We start from the raw sequence: 21,334 nt of genomic DNA on the forward strand, positions 1-21,334 counted from the left end.
GCGGGGACAACCCGGCAACCGGATCATCCCCGCTCAGGGAGGAAGTCTTTCAATCAGGCGGCCCGAATGAATGGCGGGCCGGAAGTCTGGCGCACCAAACTGCGGGCGGCCCAGGGATCAGGCGGCCCAGGAATTCAGGCGGCCCAGGTGCCCTGGCGCAGCGCCCCGTTGTAGTTCAGTAGCGCGCCGTCATCATTGCCGGTGCTTGCGGCCACAACGCGCCCGACCAGCACCGTGTGGCTTCCCGAAACATGCTGGCTTTCCATGGCGCAGACGATGGAATGATGCGCGGTGGTCAGAACCGGCGCGCCGGCCCCGTCCTGCTGCCACAGATCGTCAAACCGGTCGGCCCCGTGGATCCCGCGCTGCCCGGCAAAAAGCATGGCGGTCTCTTCCTGCTGCGCGCCCAGGATGTTGACGCTGAAGCGGTCGGCCCCGGTCAGGCAGCTGTGCGCAAAGGCGGACCGGTTCAGGCAGACCAGCACCAGCGGCGGTTCCGCCGAGACCGAGGTGAAGGCCGACACGGTCATGCCGCAGCGCCCGTCGCCTTCGCCCGCCGCCACGATGCAGACGCCGGATGCAAAGCGGCGCATGGCGTCGCGGAAGACACCGGCCTCGACCGGCTCCAGCGCTTCGAGTACCTCGATATGGGCGCGGATGCGGCCCTTGTCGTCGGTCCAGCCGTGCTGGGCCGCATAGCCCACCATGGCGTCGAACCCCTTGGCCCAGTCCGGATCTCCGGCCAGCGGACAGATCGCACGGATCGCATCGGGACGGACCCAGACGTGATCGGCATCGGCCATCTCGCCGATGGCGGCCACTGCGGGGGCAGGATCCCCCCGCAGCAGCGGGTCAATGACAAGGCTGAAGCGCTTGAAGTCGGCCGCCCCCTCAAGCCGGGGCAGGGCGCCGGATGTGAGAACGATCCGCATCGCCTTACTCCGCCGCGACGAGCTTGGTGCCCGCGCCCACTTCTTTCTGGATCGCCGGGATGATCTTGTCGCCCCAAAGCTCCATCTGCTTCAGCATGGTCTTCTGGTTGAAGTCGCCCAGCTGGGTCTGCAGCGCGATGTGGTCGGGCTTCAGCACCTCGATCTCGGCCAGCAGCTTGTCGATGACCTGGTTCACGCTGCCCACGGGCAGGTTGTTGCGCAGCTCTTCGATGCTCGGGTCGGTGTCGGTCGGGACTTCCTTCATCAGATAGCCGTCGTCGGTCTGCTGGGTCCGGTTCTTCAGGCTGAAGGACAGGCGGCGCTGGAACAGCGCGTTTTCCAGGTAGTGATCGATCTCGGCGTCATTGTCGCTGGCATAGGCGCAGCGCAGGAAACCGATCCGCGATTTCGACCCGTCGGTGCCGGAATTGTCGATGGCCTCGTCGATCTGGCCACGGACGCGCTGCACCTGGTCCATGCCGCCCAGAAGCGCGGTGACGAACAGGTTCCAGCCTTCCTTGAAGGCGCGTTCGCGCAGGCGCGGGTTGCCGGTGGTCACCCAGATCGGCGGCAGCGGTTCCTGGACCGGGCGCGTCGCGATCGAGCTGGGCGGGATGTCCAGGTATTCGCTGTGGTGTTCAAAGATCTTCTGGCCAAGCGCCTTGGGCAGAACGTCCAGATATTCCTCGAAAATCTTCGAGCTGTCTTCCAGGTTGGTGCCGAAGCGCTGGAATTCGAAGTCCTGATAGCCCGAGCCGATGCCCAGCTCCAGCCGGCCACCCGAAAGGCTGTCGACCAGCCCGACCTCGGCCAGGAAACGCGGCGCGTGATACAGCGGCAGGATGCAGACGGCGGACCCCAGACGGATCGTCGTGGTCTTGGCGGCGGTATGCGCCACCATCATCAGCGGCGAGGGCGACAGCGAATAGTTGTTGAAGTGGTGCTCGGCATACCAGGCGTTCGAGAATCCGCATTGTTCGGCCATGACCGTCTGTTCGACGGAATTGGCGATCACCTCGTGCGAGGTCTGATGATAGCCGCGTTGCTGCGCAAGAATGAATGCACCGAAGTCCATTTTCGTCTCCTCCTAAGTTTGTTGCAGCCAACATACATTATTGCGTTTTTCGCGATAACGGGGTGAATATGGATTTGAGTTTTTTGGAATATGAAAAGGTGCCCCGTGGACAAACTGCGCGCGATGGAGCTTTTCGTGGCCACCGCCGAGACGGGCAGCTTTTCCGGGGCGGGGCGGCTGTACGGGCTGTCGCCCGCCAGCGTGTCGCGCCATGTCAACGATCTTGAGGCCGCCCTGGGGGTCGCGCTGCTGCATCGGTCGACCCGCGCCCTTGGCCTGACCGAGGGCGGAGAGACCTACCTGCGCGATGCCCGCGACATCCTGGCCAGCGTCAAGGCCGCCGACACCGCCGCCAGCGCCCGGCTGGATCACGTGGGCGGCGTGCTGCGAGTCCATTCGCGCACCATGTTCGGCGTCTCGGTCCTGGCGAAACTGCAACCGGCGTTCCAAAGGCTGTACCCCGATCTGGTCGTCGACCTGCACCTGTCGGAACGCCAGGTCCGCCTGCGCGAAGACGGCTTCGACCTGGATTTCCGCATCGCCCCGCCGCAGGAAAGCGGGCTGATCCGCCGCCGCCTGTTCGAAAGCCGCCGCATCCTTGTGGCCGCGCCCGCTTATCTGGACAGCGCCCCGCCGCTGGTGACCCCGTCGGACATCGCGCAGCACGCCTGTCTGACCTACTGGCTGAGCCACGAACAGGTCTACTGGCGGTTCCGCGACGGCCAGCAAGAGGAAGAGATCCACATCCCCACGGCCTTCAGTTCCAACAACGGGCTGGTGCTGCTGGAAATGGTGCGCAACGGGCGCGGGCTTGCGCTGCTGGACGAATACACGGTGGCCGAGGACATCGCGAAGGGCGACCTGGTCGAGCTTCTGCCGCATCTGCGCATCACCAATGCCACCTTCGAGGAGGGCATCTTTGCCACCTACCTGCAGACCCCCTTCGTGCCGGCAAAGCTGCGGCACTACCTGGATTTCGTCTCGGCCAACTGGGCGCGGGTGCGCGGTGGCGGGCGGGTCCAGGGCGGGTGACCCTGTGCCACTGGGCAGGGCGGGGGCGACACAAGGTTCCGCGGCTGGCCGGCGGCCATACCGGGAATGCAAAAACCCTGAAAAAACACCGCTGCGAAAGCCTTGACCGACTGGTCAGTCACAGGCATCTTGGGTCGACGAATTTCCCAGGTGACCAAGCCCAATGACCGAGCAAACAAGCGCCACTGATCTAAGCATCCCGCCCTATGGCGAGGACACGGTGAGCGAGCGGATGCAATCCATCCTCGACACCGGCACGGCGCTGTTTGCCGAAAAGGGCTATGACGCGACCTCGATGCGCGACATCGCCTCGGCCGCCGGGGTGTCCAAGGCGCTGCTTTACCATCACTTCACCAGCAAGGAAGACATCTACGCCCGCATCGCCTTTTCGGCCACGCAGAACCTGAACCAATACGTCTGGGACCGGATCCCGGCGGATGGCACGGCGGCGGAAAAGCTGCGCGCCTTCATGGTCGCGGCGGCGCAGTTCTTCACCCATCACCGCTCGGCCTGGGTGGCGGCCAGCAATGCCTTCTGGTCCGACCCCGACCGCCACCGGATGGAGCAACGCCTGGCCCGCCGCCGCGCCTTCGAGATGATGCTGCGCGACATCGTCCGCGCCGGCGTCGAAAGCGGAGAGTTCGGCGACGTCGACCCCGCCATGACCGGCCGCCTTGTCCTGTCCGGGATCAACTGGATGCACCGCTGGCACGACCCCGAAAAGACCCTGACGCCGGAAGAAATCGTCAACCAATACGCCGATATCCTGCTGGGCGGGTTGATGGCCAAGGCGGGGTAGGGGGCAGCAGTCCCCCGTCGACGTCAGTCCCATACATGTGAAAACCCTTCGCAACCGCGGCGGTTTTTTCCTTTGTCGGGCAGCCACCACCCCAAAGAAAAACCCCCAGTGCCAGGCACCGGGGGTTCGCATGGTCAGGACCTGAAACAGATCATTCCAGAGTGATGTTGTTTTCCTTGATCACGCCGCCCCAGAACTCCTGGTCCCAGTCCAGCTGGGCCTGCATCGCGTCGGGGCCGCCGACGTGGGGGGTCATGCCGACATTGGTCATCTTGGTCTGAAGCTCTTCGTTCTTCATCGCGTTCTGCAGCGCGGCCGAGACGCGGGCGATCTGGTCTTCGGGGGTGCCGGCCGGGGCCAGGACGCCGAACCAGAAGGACGACACCAGGTCGGGATAGCCCAGTTCAACCGTGGTCGGCAGATCGGGGAAACGTTCATGACGTTCCTCGGTCGAGATGGCGAGCATCTTCAGGTCGCCCGCTTCCTCGTGTTTGACCAGCGAAATCGGGGTCGAGAAGTTCAGGTCGTTCTGGCCGCCGATCAGGTCGACGATGGCCGAGGGGTTGTTGCGATAGGCAACGTCCACCATGGGCACGCCCAGTTTATCCTGCAGCACCATGCCGAACAGATGCGTGACCGAGCCCGGCCCAAGCGTCGCATAGCGCAGCGGCTGGCCGGATTCGACGGCCTTGGCCTTCAGCTCGTCCAGGGTGCTCACGCCCATGGAGGCGGGCACGGTCACGGTCAGCGGGCCGCTCATCATGGTGCCGACGGGGACAAAGCTGTCCAGGTCATAGGTCAGGTTGCTGCGCAGAAGGACGTTCAGCGACAGTGGGCCGGTGGCACCGATGAAATAGGTCAGGCCATCGGGCTTGGCCGCGGCGGCATAGGTCGCGCCGATGATTCCGTTCGAACCGGGCTTGTTTTCGACCACGACGGGCTGGTCCAGTTCGGACGACATCATGTCGCCGATCTGACGCACGAGGCCGTCGATCAGACCGCCGCCGCCATAGGGCACGATCAGGTGAATCGGGTCGCCGGACTGCGCCGAAGCGGCGAAGGGCGTGGTGGCTGCGGCGATGGCAAAGCCAGCGGCGGCCAGGATATTTCTGCGGTTGAACTCAGTCATTTCAATGCTCCTCCCATAGGCTGACCGAACGGTTGGTTTGTCCGGGTCAAGCTGGACGCTAGGGGGTGACCGGTCGGTCAGTCAAGCCTATTTTTTGGTAAAAATTTTGTTGCGTCCGCAAATTCTCCTCGCTAATCCTGAGTCGTGACTGACCGACCGGTCAGCGCGGGAGGGGCCTGTGACGGGCCTGAGAGGGGCCTGTGTTCAAGGCCGAAATTCAAGGGAGGAGCCTGCCATGATGGGCAAGGAACACGTGCGAGTCGAGATGGACGGAATGGTGGCGCTGGTCACCCTGGCACGCCCTCCGGTCAACGCGCTGAACCGCAAGATGCGCCACGAGATCGTCGAGATCTTTGACGAGATTTCGCAGCGCGACGACATCCGCGCCGCCGTGCTGACCGCCGAGGGCAAGGTCTTCTGCGCCGGGGCCGATCTGAAGGACCGCCCCGATCCGGCAAACCCCGGCGACTTTCTGGAACACAACCGCATCACCCGCGAGACCGGCAATTCGATCCGCGAATGCGCCAAGCCCGTCGTCGCCGCGATCAATGGCACCGCCCTGGGCGCGGGCCTGGGCCTGATGGCGTCCTGCGACATCTACTATGCCTCGGAAAACGCGGTCTTCGGCATGCCTGAAATCAACGTCGGGCTCGCCGGCGGCGCTGCGATGCTGAATTCGCTGTTCGGCCGCTCGACCATGCGGCGGATGTTCTTCACCGGCTGCCGCCTGACCGCGCAGGAACTGTACGAGCGCAACATCATCGAGGCCGTCACCAAGCCTGAAGACCTGGTCGCCACCGCCATGAAGACCGCGCAGGACATCGCCGCCAAGGCGCCGCTGGCGATGAAATACGCCAAGGAATCCGCCAACATGGTCGAAAACATGCCGCAGCGCGACGCCTACCGGCTGGAACAGAACTACACCATGGCCCTGTCCAAGACCGAGGACGCCAAGGAGGCGCGCATGGCCTTCCTTGAAAAGCGCGACCCGGTGTTCAAGGGGCGCTGAGATATGACCCTGCAGGACAAGACCATCGCCCAGTCGCGCGGGCTCGACCCGATTTTCGCGCCGCAATCCATTGCCGTGATCGGGGCGTCCTCGGATCCGACCAAGACCGGCGGCCGCCCGATCCACATGCTCAAGATGCATGGCTACAAGGGCCGCATCTACCCGGTGAACCCCAAGTCCGAGGTGGTGCAGGATCTTCCGGCCTTTGCCTCGCTTGATGCGCTGCCCGAGGTGCCGGACCTGATCATGGTTCTGGTCCCCGGCGCGGCCGCCGTGGCCGTGCTGGAACGCGCGGTCGAACTGGGCGTGGGCGCGGCGATTGTCCTGTCCGCGGGCTTTGCCGAAAACGGCCCCGAGGGGCAGGCGCTTCAGGCCCGTGTCACCGAACTGGCCGCCACCAGCGGCATGCGCATCGTCGGCCCCAACTGCCTGGGCGCGGTCAGCGTGCGGGATGCGGTGATCGCCACCTTCTCGGTCGCGCTGGAAAAGGACATGCCCAAGCCCGGCGGGATTTCCATCGTGTCGCAAAGCGGCAATGTCGGCAGCGCCGCCCTGGCCAACCTGCACGAGGCCGGCGCCGGTCTGGCGCGCTTCATCGCCACCGGAAACGAGGCCGACGTTCAGGCTGCCGACGCGCTGGAATGGGTCGCCCAGGATGACGAGACGAACGTGATCCTCTGCGTGCTGGAAACCTGCCGCGATGGCGCCCGCCTGACCCGCGCGCTGGACAAGGCCCGCGCCAGCGGCAAGCCGGTCGTGGTGATGAAGATCGGCACCTCGGAAGCCGGACAGAAGGCCGCCCTGTCGCATACCGGCGGGCTGGCCGGAAGCGACCGCGTCTTTGACGCCGTCTTCGACCGTCACGGCGCGATCCGCGTGCATTCGCTGGAGGAAATGGTCAACACCGGCATCGCGCTGGACGCCATGGGCGACCGCCGCATCGGCACGGATCCTTCCGTGGCGATCGTCGCGGCCTCGGGCGGGTTCGGCGTGATGATGGCCGATGCCGCCGCCGCCAATGGCGTTGCGGTCAATCCCCTGTCCGAGGCGACGCAGGCGCGGATCAAGGCGGTGCTGCCGCTGGCCTCGGCGGTGAACCCGATCGACGCCACCGCGCAGATGTCGGCCAACCCCGATTTCCTTGAGGAACTGGTGGATTCGGCCCTGTCCGATCCCGCCAATTCCACCGCCTGCCTGATGCTGTCCATGGGCATGGGCATTCCGCGTCTGCGCAAGGTTTATACCGATGCGCTGGCCCGCGTGACCGCAAAGCACCCGGAAAAGACCGTGGTCGCCTGCATCGCCCAGCCGCAGGACGCGGTCGAGGAACTGCGCGGCCTGGGCATCGCCTGTTTCCCCACCATCGACGCCTGCATGGCCGGGATTGCCGCCCTTTCGGCACGCGACCGGATCCAGACCCGCGGCGCGGTCGAGGTCGAGCAGATCGCCGTCGAAGCGCTCTCTCCCGAGGCCTGGCGAAACGAGGCCTCGGCCAAGGTCGCCCTGCGCGCCGCCGGTCTGCCCTTCCCGGAAGAGATCATCGCCCGCAGCCCGGATGAGGCCGCAAAGGCGGCCGAGAAGATCGGCGGGCCCGTGGCCATGAAGATCTTGTCGCCCGACATCCAGCACAAAAGCGATATCGGCGGCGTGCAGTTGGGCATCAGCGGGGCCGAGAATGTCGCCGCCGCCTACAAGCGGATCATGCTTGCGGTGGAACTGCATGCCTCGGACGCGCGTGTCGACGGTGTGCTGGTCGCGCCGATGGCGACGGGCGGCACCGAACTGATCCTGGGCGCGACCCGTGATGCCACCTTCGGGTCCGTCGTCATGATCGGCCTGGGCGGCATCTTTGCCGAGATCTTCGAAGACACCGCCCTGGCGCTGGCCCCGGTCAGCAAGACCCAGGCCGAAACCATGGTCCGGTCGCTGAAAGCCTTCCCGCTGCTGGACGGCGCGCGGGGCCGGGCCCCGGCGGATCTGGACGCCCTGACCGACGCCATCGTCAACCTGTCGCGCTTTGTCGCGCGTTTTGCCGACGACGTGGCCGAAATCGACATCAACCCGCTGCTTGTCCGCGACAAGGGGCAGGGGGCCATGGCGCTGGACGCGCTGATCATCCCCAATGACCACCATCAGGCGGAGGCCGCAGAATGACCCATGTGGACCCCAAGACCGAAGGCGCAACGCCTGCGGCCGGCAGCTATGCCGCAAAGACCCGCGCCTGGATCCAGGCCAACCTGACAGACGAACTGCGCACCGACCGCTGTCTTGACCCCGGCGCGACGCTGCAACAGAAGATCGACTTCGAAGCGGCCCAGCACATCGGCGGTCTGACCGGCATCATGTGGCCCAAGGACTATGGCGGCCACGGTCTGACCGTGCGCGAACACCTTGAGGCGAACCGCGAAATCGGCCTGTCGCCGATGCCCAATGCGGTGAACTCCATCGGCAAGGAACTGGCCGGGCCGATCATCATGGCCGTGGGCCGCGAGGACCAGAAACGCGACCTGCTGCCCAAGATCCTCAAGATGGAACACATCTGGTGCCAGGGCTTTTCCGAACCCGGTGCCGGATCGGACCTGGCCGGTCTGCGCACCCGCGCCGAGAAAACCGCCGACGGCTGGAAGGTCAACGGTCAGAAGATCTGGACCTCGGGCGCGTCGAAATCGCAGCGCTGCCTGCTGCTGGCACGCTCGGGCAAACCCGAGGACCGCCACAAGGGCCTGATGCTATTTGCCGTGCCGATGGACAGCCCCGGCATCGACGTGCGCGAGATCACCTCGATCGACGGGGCGCGGTCGTTTTGCGAGGTCTTCTTCAACGACGTGATCGTCGATGATGCCAATATGCTGGGATCGCCCGACGAAGGCTGGGCTGCGGCAACGCGGGTTCTGTCCATCGAACGGGCGACCAACCGCATGTACCGGTCCTGGCGCTTCCAAAGCGAAATCGACCACCTGGTGATGGGCTGCCAAAGCGACAACCGCACCTATAAGATCCTGCGCGGCTATCGCCGAGAACTGGCCCAGTGCCGCATCGACGTTGAGCTGCTGAAGGGCCATGTCGAGGCGCTGGTGGACGATCTGCTGGACGGCAAGGAAATCGGCCCGCGCGGCAGTTTCCCGAAACTCTTCTGGTCCGAGGCGCACCAGCGCTTTGCCCAGATGGCCTATGAAATCGTGTCGCGCTTCCCGGCCGACAGCAATCAGGCGCTGCGCGACCTGAAGGCCCGGATGGAGCATATCTACCTGACCGGCCGCGCCGAGACGATCTATGCCGGCACGACCGAGATCCAGCTGGACATCATTGCCAAACGTATCCTCAAGCTGAAAAAGGCGGCCTGACCCATGTTCGACGATCTCGATCCGAAAGAGTTTGAAGAAACCGCCGCCGCCGTGGTCGACGCCTGTGCGTCCGCCGACGATGCCAAGGCCCGTGGTGCCCTGCTGGGCGAGGCCGGGCTGATCGGTGTCACCGCGCCCGAGGATGCGGGCGGGCTGGGCCTGCCGCTGGACTTTGCCGTGCCGGTTCTGTCTGCCGCAGGGGCCGGGCTGCTGGGCTTCCCGCTGATCGAAGCGGTCCTGCTGGCCAAGGCGCTGGCCCCCGTGGACGCCGATCTGGCCGGGCGCATCGCCTCGGGGGAAACCCTGGCCACCGTCGCCTGGCAGGGCCGGGCCGAGGATGGCCTGGTCGCCGCCGCCCCCCTGGGGCAAGAGGCCGACCATGTGCTGATCCTGAGGGCCGATGGCAGCGCCGTGCTGGCCCAGACCGGCAATGCCGTGACCGCCCGCGCGGTGCCCGCGCTGGACGTGGACGCGCCGGAATCGGCCTTTGACATCAGCGGCGATCTGACCGGCCCCGTGCTGGACGCCGCCAGCGTCGCCACCCTTCAGCGCGAGGCCCAGGTGCTGCGCACCGCCTTCGTCGCCGGGTCGTCAGACAGATGCCTGACCCTGGCCGCGGATTATGCCCAGGACCGGTCGCAGTTCGGCAAGATCCTGGCCGCGAACCAGGTGATCCGCCACCGCCTGTCGCGCGACAAGCTGGCCGTCTCGACCATGCGCAACGGGCTGAAACGCGCCCTGAAGGCCGATGTGGAAGACGCCGATCTGGCGATCGAGGCCACCTGGCTGGGCACCGCCCGCGCCGGCATCAGTGTCGCCGAAAGCGCCATCCAGGTCTTTGGCGGCATGGGCTTCACCTGGGAAGTCCCGCTACACCGCCACCTGCGCCAGATGCGCGCGCAATCGGCCTATGGCGCAGTTGCGCAGGCCACCGAAGGGCTGGGCGATCGCCTGATCGCCGCCCGCACGAACGAATGGTACGGAGAAATCGAACATGTCGTCTGAAGCCAAATCCCTGCTGATCACCGGGGCCGGTCACGGCATCGGCCGCGCCACCGCCAAACTGATGGCCGAACGCGGCTGGATCGTCGGCGTCAACGACCTGAAAGAGGAATTCGCCAACGAAGCGGTCGCGGAAATCACCGCCGCCGGGGGGCAGGCCTTTCCCGTGGTGCAGAACGTCGCCACCATCGAGGGCATCGAGACCGCCGTCGCCATGGTGGTCGAAAAGACCGGCCGTTTTGACGGTCTGGTGAACAACGCCGCCTGGGTCCGCTATCAGGCGATCCCCGACATCATGCCCGAAACGCTGGACCGGATGCTTCAGGTCGGCTTTTCCTCGATCATCTGGGGCACGAAATTCGCCGCCGCCGCCATGGATCCCGAACGCGGGGGCACGATCGTCAATGTCGCCTCGGCTGCCGGGTTCCGGTCGGCAAAGAATTCCATGGTCTACAGCGGCATCAAGTCCGGCGTCATGGGTCTGACCCGCGCCGCGGCCGTGGAACTGGGATCGCAGCAGATCCGGGTGAACGCGGTTGCGCCGTCCGCCGTGCCGACCGAAGGCACCGCCAAGCACCGCTCGGCCGAGAGGGACGCGAAACGCATCGCCAACACGCCCCTGGGCCGTCTGGGCACGGTCGAGGATATCGCCCGCGCCATCGGCTATCTGCTGGGTGAGGAGAGCGATTTCATCACCGGTCAGGTGCTGTCCACCGACGGCGGGATCGGCATCGCGATCACCTGAGGACGGGTCACAGGATCGGGGGGCAAAGGATCAGGGGCCGGGAGGACGGCCAGACGTGCAGGGAGGGCACCAGATGAGCAACACGACGGAACAGGGCCGGGGCCAAACTGCCCTAGTCACTGGCGGCGCCAATGGCATCGGCTGGGCGATCTGTCAGGCGCTGGCCGCGCGGGGCTACCGCGTGGCGATCGCCGATCTGGACCTTGCCGCCGCGCAGGAACGGGCGCAGACCCTCGGCCCCGATCACCTGGCCCTAGGCGTGGATCTGACCGACGCCAATGCCGCCTCTGCCCTGCCCGGGCAGGCGGCGCAGGCGCTTGGGAGGCTGGATCTGGTCGTCAACAACGCCGGCATGACCGACACCACCGGCAAAAGCATCGCGACCCTGCCCGAGGATCGGTTCGACCGGCTGGTGGCGCTGAACCTGACCGCCGTGCAGCGGATCTGTGGCGCCGCCGCCCCGCTGCTGCCCCGGGGCGGGGCGATCATCAACCTGGCGTCTGGTGCCGCCTGGCGTCCGCTGGCGCTGCGGGGCCCCTATAGCGCCACGAAATCCGCCGTTGTCGCCCTGACCGAAGGTCTGGCGCTGGACCTGGCCCCGCAGGGCATCGCGGTGTCGGCTGTCGCCCCCGGCTATACCCGCACGCCGCTGCTGCAATCGCTGCATGACGAAGGCCGGGTCGATCTGGTCGCCATCGCGCGCGGCATCCCCCTGGGCCGGCTGGTCGAGCCTGAAGATATCGCCGGCGCGGTCGCCTTCCTGGCATCGCCCGCCGGGCACCGGCTAAGCGGCGAGACGCTGAGCGTCGATGCCGGAAGTCAGGTCGCCCAGGGCCCGCTGCCCGATCCCGCCATCGCCCCCGCCGCCGGCACCACGCCCGGTGATGCCGTGGTGGTTCTGTCGGATACAGGCGACACCGCCCTGCGCGATGCGCTGAATGCCGGGGCGGACCCCGAGGGTACGACCGGCCTCGCCCATGTCATCGACACCCGGCTAGGCACCGCCGACCCCGCCCAGGCCCTGCGCCTGGCCCGGGACACCGCCCGCCGCTGCGCTGCCCTTCAGGCGCGCAGCCCCGGCTTTGCTTTGACCTTCGTGCTGACGCGCGGCACGGGACAGCCAGCCGGAACCGCCAGCCGCGCCGCGCAGGCCGCGGTTGCCATGCTGGGCCGCACGCTGGCGCTGGAATGGGCCGCCGCCGGGATGCGGGTCAACACCGTCCTGAGCCAAGCGACCCCCGATGCCGCGACGGATGCCGCCGATCTGGCCGCGCTTTGCCGCTATGTCGGATCCGACGCGGCCGCGGCGCTGACCGGCCAGCTGATCCGCGCGATCGGCACCTGAACACCAGCCGGGTCAGCCCCATCCAGGGACAGCCCGGCCCCTATGACAGTCGCATCAGATCCAAGGGAGGAGACAATGCGCTTTGTAACCGAGAGACTGGAAGACGTCCTTGCCGCCATCGTCACGCTGGCCGTGGGCATCTTTGTCGTCACCGAAGGCAGCAGCTACAAGATCGGCACGCTCAGCCAGATGGGGCCGGGGTATTTCCCGGTTATCCTGGGCTGGACGATGATCGTGCTGGCCGTGCTGATCCTGGTCGCGTCCCGCCCGGCCGAGATCCCGATGACCCTGTCGCACCGCCAGCTGCGCGGGATGCTGTTTGTCGCGGCTTCTTTCGCGGCCTTCGCCCTGACGATCGAACGCTTCGGCATGGTGCCGTCGATCACCCTGACCGTCTTTCTTGCCAGCCTGGCCAATGACCGGAACACCCTGGTCAAGGCAGGTCTTCTGGGCCTGGGCAGCGCCCTGGCCTGTGCGCTGATCTTCCGCGTCGGCCTTGGCCTTCAGATCGAGGCATTCTGAAATGGATCAACTTCTGCAAAACATCGCCCTGGGTCTCAGCGTGGCCTTCTCGCTGGAAGGGCTTCTGTACTGTTTCATCGGCGTCTTCCTGGGCACGCTGGTCGGCGTGCTGCCGGGGATCGGCATCATGGCGACGCTGGCCATGCTGATGCCGATCACCTTCCACCTGGATCCGAACTATGCGCTGATCATGCTGGGGGGGATCTACTACGGGGCCTCTTACGGCGGCTCGACCGCATCGATCCTGATGAACCTGCCGGGCACGGCCACCAGCGCCGTCACCGGGCTGGACGGCTATCCGATGGCAAAACAGGGCCGCGCCGGACAGGCGCTGTTCATGACCGCTATCGCCTCCTTTGTCGGGTCCATCGTCGGGGTGATCCTGCTGGCGGGTTTCTCGGTGCCGCTGGCCCGGGTGGCGCTGCGCTTTGGCCCGCATGAATACGTGGCGCTGATGCTGCTGGGGCTGATCGCGGCCTCGGTCATCGGGTCGGGCCGGTCGATCCGGTCGCTGATCGCGGTGTCGCTTGGCCTGGCGCTTGGGCTGGTCGGGCTCGACCTGAACTCGGGCGTGGCGCGGTTCACCTTTGGCCAGACGGTGCTGTTCGACGGTCTGCCGCTGGTCGCCGTGGCCATCGGCCTGTTCGGCCTGCCGGAAATCATCGCCAGCGCCGGACGCGCCCAGACCCCCAAGGTGCAATCCGACAAGATCCGCCTGCGCGACATGCTGCCCACGCGCGAAGACTGGCGCCGCTCGGCCATGCCGATGGCACGCGGGTCGGGCATCGGGGCCTTCTTCGGCGCGCTTCCGGGCACCGGCGGTCTGGTCGCCACCTTCGTGTCATATGCGGTCGAACGGAAGATGTCGAAACACCCCGAGCAGTTCGGCAAGGGCGCGATCGAGGGCATCGCCGCCCCGGAATCCGCCAACAACGCCGCCGTGCAATCGGCCTTCATCCCGACCCTCAGCCTGGGCATCCCCGGCGACCCGGTGATGGCGATCATGCTGGGTGTGATGATGGTGCATGGCATCCTGCCCGGACCGACCGTGATCCAGGACAGCCCGGACCTGTTCTGGGGCCTGATCGTCAGCTTCGTGGTGGGCAACATCATGCTGCTGGTGCTGAACCTGCCGCTGGTCGGCATGTGGGTCAAACTGCTGGCGATCCCCTACAACTACCTGTTCCCGGTGATCGTCGCCTTTACCTGCATCGGCATCTATTCGGTGAACTACCAGATCGTGGATGTCTTCGTGCTGCTGGCCTTCGGCTTCCTTGGCCTGGGAATGCGGGCGCTGAACTTCGAGGTCGCGCCCCTGCTGCTGGGCTTTGTCCTGGGCCCGATGATCGAGGAATACTTCCGCCGGTCGCTGATCGTGTCGCGGGGCGATCTGGGGTCCTTCTTCGACCGCCCGATCGCGGGCACCATCCTGGTCATCACCGCCGCCATCGTGGTCTGGGCCATCGCGGTCAAGACCCGCGCGGCGCTGGCGGGCCGGGGCAAGCCGGTGTCGGACAATGGCTGAGGCCCGCAAGACCGACCCAAGGGGTCAGGGCCGCTGCGAGGACCTGACCCAGACCACCGGCCTGACCTTCCGCCGGATCGAGGACCGGCCCGACGCCCTGGGGGAAAGTCCGGTCTGGGATGCCGAGGCCGGCTGCCTGTGGTGGATCGACGGCGTGGCGGGCGTGCTGCACCGCCGCGACGCCGAGGGCCGGGTCTTCGACTACCGGATGAATGGCCACATCGGGGCCATCGCCCTGGCCGAGGATGGAAACCTGGTCATCGTGCTGGACCACCGCGTGGTGCTGTACGACCCCGAGGTCCGCGCCGAAAAGCACCTGCTTGTGCTGGAAGGTGCCGATCCGGCCATGCGCCTGAACGACGCAAAGCTGGACCGCCAGGGCCGGTTCCTCTGTGCCGGTATGGGCCGGGGCGGGGAACCCCTGGGACAGCTGCACCAGGTCGACGGCGCGTGCCGCCACCGGGTGCTGGCCGAAGGGCTGCATATCGGCAACGGTATCTGCTTCAGCCCCGAGGGCGACGTACTGTATTTTGCCGATACGCCCGCGCGCAAGGTCTTTGCCTGCGACTACGACCCCGCCACGGGGGCCGCCGGTCCGGCGCGCCTGCACATCGACACCGCACCGCTTGAGGCCGGGATCGACGGGGCCACGGTGGACCGCGCCGGGAACCTCTGGGGCGCGCTGATCCGCACCGGGGAAATCGGCTGTTTCAGCCCGCAGGGCACGCTGATCACCCGCATTCCCGCGCCGGTCGACCTGCCGTCTTCGCTGGCCTTTGGCGGCGCGGACATGACCACGCTTTTCGTCACCTCGATCCGCGATTCCGGCACCGGGCGCGCGGTGTCGACCCATCCCGACGGCGGCAAGCTGTTCGCCATCGACGGGCTCTGGGCCAAGGGCATCGCCGAGGCGCGGTTCCGCCTGACCCCGCCTTCCTGACCGCACTCGACCAGCCCGCAACCTGACCAACAAGGGAAAGACCCATGACCGACACCGCCCCCTTCGGACCCCTGGCCGGGCTGAAAGTCCTTGATATCGCCACCATTATTGCCGCGCCTTTCGCGGCCTCTCTGCTTGCCGATTTCGGGGCCGAGGTGACCAAGTTCGAAATGCCGGGGCAGGGCGACGGGCTGCGCAACTTCCCGCCCTTCCGCGATGACAAGCCGCTGTGGTGGAAGGTCACCAACCGCGGCAAACGCTATGGCACGCTGGATCTGCGCCGCCCCGAGGGGCTGGAGATCATGAAGAAGATGATCGCCGAACACGACGTGCTGGTGGAAAACTTCCGCCCCGGCACCCTGGCCAAATGGGGGCTGGACCGCGACACCCTGTGGGCGATCAACCCCAAGCTGGTGATCCTGCGCGTCTCGGCCTTTGGTCAGACCGGGCCCAAGGCCTCGCAGGGCGGGTTCGCGCGGATTTTCGAGGCCATGGGCGGGCTGACCTATATCACCGGCATGCCCGACAGCGCGCCGGTGCACCCCGGCTATCCGATCGCCGATGCCTTCGGCGGCGTCTTCGGGGCGTTTTCGATCCTGGCGGCGCTCTTTGGCATCCTCAAGAACGGCACCGAGGGCGAGGAAATCGACCTGGCCCTGACCGAGGCGACCTTCCGCCTGCTGGAAAACCTGGCCATCGAATACGACCAGCTGGGCCAGATCCGCGAACGCGACGGCAACAACAACCAATATACCGCGCCCGCCAATGTCTTCCGCACCAGCGACGGCCGCTATGTCACCGTCACCGGATCGACCGACAATATGTACCGCGCCAATATGCGCGCCATCGGGCGCGACGACCTGATCGACGACCCGCGCTTTGCCGGCAACCGCAACCGTCTGGCACACCGCGACGAACTGGACGCGATCTTTGCCGATTACATGTCCACGCATACGCTGGACGAAACTCTGGCCGATTTTCAGCGCGAAGGCGGGGCCATCGGTCCGATCTATTCGGCGGAACAGATCTTCAACGATCCCCAGGTGCAGGCGCGCGACGTGGTGACGGCCGTGAAGGATGACGATTTCGGCACCGTGCGGATGCAGAACGTCGTGCCCCGCCTGACCCGCAACCCCGGCCAGATCCGCTGGTCCGCCAAGGATCTGGGCGCGGATACCGACGCGATCCTGGGCGATCTGGGCTTTGACGCCACGCAGATTGCCACCCTGCGCGAAAACGGCATCATCTGACGGCCGCCAGGCCCCTGACCCCTTCCGAAAGGCACGCCCCATGACCCCGATGACCAGCACCACCGAAATCCGCACCGACCTGAAGGACGGCATTCTTGTCGTCACGATGGACGGCCCCAAGACGCGCAATTCCATCGGCGCGCCGCAGTATCTGGCCCTGCGCGCGATCCTGATGGACGCGGGCAATGATCCGGGCGTCGGGGCGGTGGTGCTGACCGGCGCGAACGGGTTCTTTTCCTCGGGCGGGAACGTCAACGCCCTGAAGGAAAGCCGCACGCTGCCCCTGTCCGAGGTGTCGAAGAACACTGATGCGCTTTCCGCCATGATCCTGGCGCTGCGCGGCTGCCCCAAGCCCGTGATCGCCGCGGTCGAGGGCGGTGCCGCCGGGCTGGGCCTGGCGCTGGCGCTGGCCTGCGACATGGTCGCCGCGACCGAGACGGCCAAGTTCACCGCCGCCTATGTCAAGATCGGCCTGACCCCGGATGGCGGCACGACCTTCTTCCTGCGCGAGGCCCTGCCGCGCCAGCTGGTGTCGGAACTGTGCATGCTGGGCCGTCCCGTCGGCGCAGATCGCCTGCATGCCGCCGGTGCGGTCAATGCCCTGACCCCCGAGGGCGGCGCGCTGGACGCCGCAATGGACCTGGCCCGCGCCTGTGCCGCCGGGGCCCGCGACGCCATCGGCACCATCAAGGCGGAAATCGCCGGGGCCGCGCACAATGGCCTGGCCGATCACATCGACCTGGAAGGCCGCAACATCAACGCCGCGCGCTATGGCGACGAGGCGGGCGAAGGTCTGGCGGCCTTTGTCGAGAAACGCAAACCCGTCTTCGGCCAATAGACGGGCCAATAGACCGGCACTTCGGAAGACGGCAGGGAAAGGGGAACAGATGATCCGCGATCAGGCAAAACTCGACGCACTTCTGGGCGAGGTCCACGATTGGGTCCGCACGGTCGCGCACCCGAACGAAGACCGCGTGGCCGAGCTGGACGAGGTGCCGCAGGACATCGTCGACGACATGGCCAGGCGCGGCTATTTCGGCTGGTCCATCCCTGAAGAATACGGCGGGCTTGGCCTGACCACCGAAGAGCTTGTCCTGGGCGCGATGGAGCTGTCGCAATGCGCCGTCGCCTATCGCGCCCGGGTCGGTACCAACACCGGCATCGGCTCCGAGGCGCTGGTGGCCGACGGCACCGAAGCGCAGAAACAGAAGTACCTGCCCCTGATGGCGCGGGGCGAGGCCACGGGCTGTCTGGCGCTGACCGAACCCAATGCGGGGTCCGAGGCCAGCAATATCGAAACCACCGCCCGGCGCGAAGGCGACCATTACGTTCTGAACGGCATGAAGCGCTATATCACCAATGCGCCGATTGCCGATCTGTTCACCGTCTTCGCCCGGACCGAGGATGGCACCAAGGGGGCGAAGGGCGTCACCGCCTTTATTGTCGAGCGCGGGTTCGAGGGGCTGAGCACTTCGGCGGGCTATCAGATGATGGGCCAGCGAGGATCCCCCGTGGGCGAGGTGCATTTCGACAATTGCATCGTCCCGGCCGAGAATGTCATCGGCGGGGTCGAGGGCGTGGGCTTCAAGACCGCGATGAAGGTGCTGAACAAACAGCGCATCCACCTGGCCGCCCTGTGCACCGGGCCGGCGATCCGCATGCTGGACATGGCCTTTGACCATGCCTCAAATCGCGAACAATTTGGCCAGAAGGTCGTGGATTTCCAACTGGTCGCAGCCCTCCTGGCCGATTGCCGGGCCGAGATCGAGGCCGCGAAACAGCTGGTCCTGGCCACCGCCCGGTCGCGGGACGACGGCCGCGACATCGCGCTAGAGGCCTCGATCTGCAAATACTTCGCCTCCGAGATGTGCGGCCGCGTGGCGGACCGCTGCGTGCAGGTCTTCGGCGGCGCGGGCTATGTGGCGAACCATGCCAGCATTGAACGCTATTACCGCGACGTGCGGCTGTTCCGCCTCTACGAGGGCACCAGCCAGATCCATCAGCTGAACATCGTCAAGCAGATGCAACGCCGCCAGGCTTCAGGACAGGTGGCAGGCTAAGACATATGCGTGATCATGACGTCATCATCGTCGGCGGCGGGTCCGCCGGGGCCACGCTTGCGGGTGAACTCAGCGCTGATCCGCAGGTCTCGGTCCTGCTGATCGAGGCCGGGCAGCGCGACACCAGCCCCTGGATCCACATCCCCGCTACCTTCTTCAAGATCATGCACCGCGGCCGGGATGCCACGCTGATCGAGGGTGAGCCCGAGGATCAGCTGGCCGGGCGTCCCTTTGTCATCCCGCAGGGGCGGGTGCTGGGGGGCGGATCCTCGGTCAATGCGATGCTTTACGTGCGCGGACAGCCGCAGGATTACGACAGCTGGGATGCTGCCGGGGCCTCGGGCTGGGGCTGGGACAGGGTGCTGCCGGTCTTCCGGCGGCTGGAAGGCAACGACACCTTTGATGACGCCTATCACGGCACCGACGGGCCGCTTGGCGTGTCGGCCCCGCGCTTTCGCCATCCGCTAAGCGAGGCTTTCGTGGCCGCCGGAGCGCAGGCCCATATCCGCCCCAATGCGGATTTCAACGGCGCGCGTCAGGATGGCATCGGCTTTTTCCAGACCACGACCCGCGATGGCCGCCGCTGTTCGGCCGCGCGCGCCTTTCTGGCCCCGGCCCGCAAGCGCCGCAACCTGACCATCCTGACCCGCGCCGCCGTTGACCGGCTGCTGATCAAGGATGGGCAAGCCCGGGGAGTCCGTCTGGCCGATGGCCGCGAAATCCACGCTCGCCGCGAGGTCGTGCTTAGCGCCGGGGCCTTTGCCACGCCGCTGATCCTGATGCGCTCGGGCCTTGGGCCGCGCGCCCAGCTAAAGGCGCATGGAATCCCCGTGCTGCGCGACCTGCCGGGCGTGGGCGAGAATTTCCAGGACCACGCCATTGTGCCGGTCGAGGCGAAGACCCAGGGCCCCGTGTCCGTCGTGGGCGAAGACCGCATGCCGCGCGGGGCCTTCCACATGCTGCGCTATCTGTGGGACCGGCGCGGGCTTTTGTCGTCGAACATGGTCGAGGCTGGCGGCTTCGTCGATGTCAGCGGCGCGGGCCGTCCCGATGTGCAGCTGCATTTCATGCCGGGCTACAATGCCGCCAAGGGCGTGGTGCAACTGGAAGGGCATGGCGTGATGTATTCGGTCTGCGTGCTGCGGCCCAAGTCGCGCGGCACCGTGCGGCTGCGCAGCAGCAACGCCAGCGCCCGGCCGGAATTCCGCAGCGGGGTCCTAAGCCACCCTGAGGATCTGGAGCTGTCCCTGCGCGGGCTGCGCATGGGCCTGTCGCTGCTGGATCAGCCCGCCCTGCGCGCCGTTCTTGGCGACCGCAAGCGCCCCGCGCCGGGCGTCATGTCAGATGACGAATTGCGCACCTATATCCGCAGCCACGCCAAGACGGTCTATCACCCGGCGGGCACGGCAAAGATGGGCGATGCGGATGATCCGATGGCCGTGGTCGATCCGAAACTGCGGGTGCATGGGGTTGCGGGGCTGCGGGTGGCGGATGCCTCGGTCATGCCGACGCTGCCCTCGGGCAATACCAATGCGCCCAGCATCATGATCGGGGCCCGCGCGGCCGAGTTCATCCGCGAAGCGGGCTGAACAGGGCTGATTGGCGCAGATGGGGCTAATCAGGGCTAATCGGGGCAGGGCGGCGATCCGCCCGCCCACCTAGCCCAGCAGCCAGATCACGACAGGCAGGGTCAGCACCGCCACGGCGGTCTGCCCGGTGACGATCCCGGCCATGAAGGTGCCGTCGCCCTTCAGTTGCTGCGTCAGCACATAGGACGCCGTGGCCGTCGGGATGCCGCAGAAGATCACCAGCACCAGCGTCTCGACCTGGCCCAGCCCGAACAGATGCGCCACGACCCAGGCCAAAAGCGGCATGGCCAGAAGCCGCGCCGCCGTCACCGCACCAAGCGCGCCCAGATCCCGCCGCAGCGCCTTGGGTTGCAGCGCGGCACCCACGCACAACAGCCCAAGCGGCAGGCTGCCCTGACCCAGCATCGCAAACAGCGCATCGCTGCCATAGGGCAGACCGATCCCGGTCAGCGACAGCGCGATCCCGGCAAGACAGGCCAGGATCAGCGGGTTGCGCAGGATCGAATTGATCAGCAGGCCGGGACGGCGCAGGGGATTGCCCTCGGTCAGGGCGATGATCGAGATGACGTTGACCACCGGCACGGCGATGGCCAGGTAGACCGCCGCACGCTCCAGTCCTGGGTCGCCGGCTAGGGCGGCGGTGATCGCCAGCCCGAGGTAGGTGTTGAACCGGATCACGCCCTGCACCGCCGGGCCGAACCGCGCCGCCCCCAGGGGCCGCGCCCGCCGCGCCAGGGCCATCGCCGCCACGGCTAGCAGGATCGACACCACCGCCGCGCCGCCCAGTTTCAGGATCTCGGGGTCGCGCACCGGCGCGTTCGACAGGCTGCGCACCAGCAGCGCGGGAAACAGGATGAAATAGGTCAGCTTCTCGGCGGCGTCCCAGAAGTCGGGCCGGGGAAAGCCCCGTTTCGCCAGCAGGTAGCCCAGGCAGATCAGCGCAAAAAGCGGCCAGATTGTCAGCAGCACCATTCGCGATATTCCCCGGAAATTGCCAGATTTCCCCGGGCCGATGCGCCGGGGCCATGTTGCTGCC

General features: G+C 66.6%; 19 protein-coding genes. 15 read left to right on the forward strand and 4 right to left on the reverse strand.

What is annotated here, in order from left to right; translation table 11 throughout:
- Positions 1-134: 134 nt before the first annotated feature.
- Both BMX99_RS01455 and BMX99_RS01460 read right to left on the reverse strand, forming a co-directional pair.
- Positions 135-932, reverse strand: coding sequence for a flavin reductase family protein (locus BMX99_RS01455; RefSeq protein ID WP_093446234.1), 798 nt, complete (start codon positions 930-932; stop codon positions 135-137).
- Between the two features lie 4 nt (positions 933-936).
- Entirely contained in the window at positions 937-2,007 is a 1,071-nt protein-coding gene (locus BMX99_RS01460; protein ID WP_093446236.1) for an LLM class flavin-dependent oxidoreductase, read from the reverse strand.
- Between the two features lie 105 nt (positions 2,008-2,112).
- Between BMX99_RS01460 and BMX99_RS01465 the strand changes: the two genes are divergently transcribed.
- Both BMX99_RS01465 and BMX99_RS01470 read left to right on the forward strand, forming a co-directional pair.
- Positions 2,113-3,039, forward strand: a complete 927-nt coding sequence (locus tag BMX99_RS01465) for a LysR family transcriptional regulator (RefSeq protein WP_212632881.1) — start codon at positions 2,113-2,115, stop codon at positions 3,037-3,039.
- A 163-nt stretch (positions 3,040-3,202) separates the two neighbouring features.
- Positions 3,203-3,838 (forward strand): TetR/AcrR family transcriptional regulator, encoded by a 636-nt coding sequence (locus BMX99_RS01470; protein WP_093446238.1) that lies wholly within the window; start codon positions 3,203-3,205, stop codon positions 3,836-3,838.
- Between the two features lie 151 nt (positions 3,839-3,989).
- Here the strand turns inward: BMX99_RS01470 and BMX99_RS01475 are convergent, their stop codons facing one another.
- Entirely contained in the window at positions 3,990-4,967 is a 978-nt protein-coding gene (locus tag BMX99_RS01475; RefSeq protein WP_093446240.1) for a Bug family tripartite tricarboxylate transporter substrate binding protein, read from the reverse strand.
- Between the two features lie 235 nt (positions 4,968-5,202).
- Between BMX99_RS01475 and BMX99_RS01480 the strand changes: the two genes are divergently transcribed.
- The 13 genes from BMX99_RS01480 (at position 5,203) to BMX99_RS01540 (ending at position 20,298) form a co-directional block, all read left to right on the forward strand.
- On the forward strand, positions 5,203-5,976 hold the full coding sequence (locus BMX99_RS01480) for an enoyl-CoA hydratase/isomerase family protein (RefSeq protein WP_212632880.1): 774 nt from the start codon (positions 5,203-5,205) through the stop codon (positions 5,974-5,976).
- Positions 5,977-5,979: 3 nt separating this feature from the next.
- A complete protein-coding gene (locus BMX99_RS01485) occupies positions 5,980-8,130 on the forward strand; it encodes an acetate--CoA ligase family protein (protein WP_093446242.1) in 2,151 nt (716 codons plus the stop codon).
- Positions 8,127-9,320: an acyl-CoA dehydrogenase family protein gene (locus tag BMX99_RS01490; RefSeq protein ID WP_093446244.1), complete on the forward strand. Its 1,194-nt coding sequence runs from the start codon at positions 8,127-8,129 to the stop codon at positions 9,318-9,320. The genes BMX99_RS01485 and BMX99_RS01490 overlap by 4 nt, the downstream gene beginning before the upstream one ends.
- 3 nt (positions 9,321-9,323) lie before the next feature.
- Positions 9,324-10,325 carry an acyl-CoA dehydrogenase family protein gene (locus BMX99_RS01495; RefSeq protein WP_093446246.1) on the forward strand — a complete coding sequence of 334 codons (1,002 nt, stop codon included), beginning with the start codon at positions 9,324-9,326 and terminating at the stop codon, positions 10,323-10,325.
- Positions 10,315-11,067, forward strand: coding sequence for an SDR family NAD(P)-dependent oxidoreductase (locus BMX99_RS01500; RefSeq protein ID WP_093446248.1), 753 nt, complete (start codon positions 10,315-10,317; stop codon positions 11,065-11,067). The genes BMX99_RS01495 and BMX99_RS01500 overlap by 11 nt, the downstream gene beginning before the upstream one ends.
- Positions 11,068-11,140: 73 nt before the next feature.
- Complete coding sequence (locus BMX99_RS01505) at positions 11,141-12,412, forward strand: SDR family NAD(P)-dependent oxidoreductase (RefSeq protein ID WP_093446251.1); 1,272 nt, start codon at positions 11,141-11,143, stop codon at positions 12,410-12,412.
- 75 nt (positions 12,413-12,487) lie between these two features.
- On the forward strand, positions 12,488-12,934 hold the full coding sequence (locus tag BMX99_RS01510) for a tripartite tricarboxylate transporter TctB family protein (RefSeq protein WP_093446254.1): 447 nt from the start codon (positions 12,488-12,490) through the stop codon (positions 12,932-12,934).
- 1 nt (position 12,935) lies between these two features.
- Positions 12,936-14,459, forward strand: a complete 1,524-nt coding sequence (locus tag BMX99_RS01515; protein ID WP_093446257.1) for a tripartite tricarboxylate transporter permease — start codon at positions 12,936-12,938, stop codon at positions 14,457-14,459.
- On the forward strand, positions 14,452-15,399 hold the full coding sequence (locus tag BMX99_RS01520) for an SMP-30/gluconolactonase/LRE family protein (protein WP_093446259.1): 948 nt from the start codon (positions 14,452-14,454) through the stop codon (positions 15,397-15,399). The genes BMX99_RS01515 and BMX99_RS01520 overlap by 8 nt, the downstream gene beginning before the upstream one ends.
- A 44-nt stretch (positions 15,400-15,443) precedes the next feature.
- On the forward strand, positions 15,444-16,649 hold the full coding sequence (locus BMX99_RS01525; protein ID WP_093446262.1) for a CaiB/BaiF CoA transferase family protein: 1,206 nt from the start codon (positions 15,444-15,446) through the stop codon (positions 16,647-16,649).
- A gap of 40 nt (positions 16,650-16,689) precedes the next feature.
- Positions 16,690-17,487, forward strand: a complete 798-nt coding sequence (locus BMX99_RS01530) for an oxepin-CoA hydrolase, alternative type (RefSeq protein ID WP_254771990.1) — start codon at positions 16,690-16,692, stop codon at positions 17,485-17,487.
- A gap of 49 nt (positions 17,488-17,536) precedes the next feature.
- Positions 17,537-18,709 (forward strand): acyl-CoA dehydrogenase family protein, encoded by a 1,173-nt coding sequence (locus BMX99_RS01535; RefSeq protein WP_093446264.1) that lies wholly within the window; start codon positions 17,537-17,539, stop codon positions 18,707-18,709.
- 5 nt (positions 18,710-18,714) lie between these two features.
- Entirely contained in the window at positions 18,715-20,298 is a 1,584-nt protein-coding gene (locus BMX99_RS01540; RefSeq protein WP_093446267.1) for a GMC family oxidoreductase, read from the forward strand.
- A gap of 69 nt (positions 20,299-20,367) precedes the next feature.
- Here the strand turns inward: BMX99_RS01540 and BMX99_RS01545 are convergent, their stop codons facing one another.
- Entirely contained in the window at positions 20,368-21,270 is a 903-nt protein-coding gene (locus BMX99_RS01545) for an AEC family transporter (RefSeq protein WP_093446270.1), read from the reverse strand.
- Positions 21,271-21,334 lie beyond the last annotated feature (64 nt).

This window comes from Pseudooceanicola nitratireducens (genome assembly GCF_900109195.1).
GTDB lineage: Bacteria > Pseudomonadota > Alphaproteobacteria > Rhodobacterales > Rhodobacteraceae > Pseudooceanicola > Pseudooceanicola nitratireducens.

Excerpts from the sequence above, each read along its gene's own strand:
- BMX99_RS01455 (WP_093446234.1), bottom strand. The coding sequence starts at position 932 with ATGCGGATCGTTCTCACATCCGGCGCCCTGCCCCGGCTTGAGGGGGCG.
- BMX99_RS01460 (WP_093446236.1), bottom strand. The coding sequence starts at position 2,007 with ATGGACTTCGGTGCATTCATTCTTGCGCAGCAACGCGGCTATCATCAG.
- BMX99_RS01470 (WP_093446238.1), top strand. The coding sequence starts at position 3,203 with ATGACCGAGCAAACAAGCGCCACTGATCTAAGCATCCCGCCCTATGGC.
- BMX99_RS01475 (WP_093446240.1), bottom strand. The coding sequence starts at position 4,967 with ATGACTGAGTTCAACCGCAGAAATATCCTGGCCGCCGCTGGCTTTGCC.
- BMX99_RS01480 (WP_212632880.1), top strand. The coding sequence starts at position 5,203 with ATGATGGGCAAGGAACACGTGCGAGTCGAGATGGACGGAATGGTGGCG.
- BMX99_RS01485 (WP_093446242.1), top strand. The coding sequence starts at position 5,980 with ATGACCCTGCAGGACAAGACCATCGCCCAGTCGCGCGGGCTCGACCCG.
- BMX99_RS01490 (WP_093446244.1), top strand. The coding sequence starts at position 8,127 with ATGACCCATGTGGACCCCAAGACCGAAGGCGCAACGCCTGCGGCCGGC.
- BMX99_RS01495 (WP_093446246.1), top strand. The coding sequence starts at position 9,324 with ATGTTCGACGATCTCGATCCGAAAGAGTTTGAAGAAACCGCCGCCGCC.
- BMX99_RS01500 (WP_093446248.1), top strand. The coding sequence starts at position 10,315 with ATGTCGTCTGAAGCCAAATCCCTGCTGATCACCGGGGCCGGTCACGGC.
- BMX99_RS01505 (WP_093446251.1), top strand. The coding sequence starts at position 11,141 with ATGAGCAACACGACGGAACAGGGCCGGGGCCAAACTGCCCTAGTCACT.
- BMX99_RS01510 (WP_093446254.1), top strand. The coding sequence starts at position 12,488 with ATGCGCTTTGTAACCGAGAGACTGGAAGACGTCCTTGCCGCCATCGTC.
- BMX99_RS01515 (WP_093446257.1), top strand. The coding sequence starts at position 12,936 with ATGGATCAACTTCTGCAAAACATCGCCCTGGGTCTCAGCGTGGCCTTC.
- BMX99_RS01520 (WP_093446259.1), top strand. The coding sequence starts at position 14,452 with ATGGCTGAGGCCCGCAAGACCGACCCAAGGGGTCAGGGCCGCTGCGAG.
- BMX99_RS01525 (WP_093446262.1), top strand. The coding sequence starts at position 15,444 with ATGACCGACACCGCCCCCTTCGGACCCCTGGCCGGGCTGAAAGTCCTT.
- BMX99_RS01530 (WP_254771990.1), top strand. The coding sequence starts at position 16,690 with ATGACCCCGATGACCAGCACCACCGAAATCCGCACCGACCTGAAGGAC.
- BMX99_RS01535 (WP_093446264.1), top strand. The coding sequence starts at position 17,537 with ATGATCCGCGATCAGGCAAAACTCGACGCACTTCTGGGCGAGGTCCAC.
- BMX99_RS01540 (WP_093446267.1), top strand. The coding sequence starts at position 18,715 with ATGCGTGATCATGACGTCATCATCGTCGGCGGCGGGTCCGCCGGGGCC.
- BMX99_RS01545 (WP_093446270.1), bottom strand. The coding sequence starts at position 21,270 with ATGGTGCTGCTGACAATCTGGCCGCTTTTTGCGCTGATCTGCCTGGGC.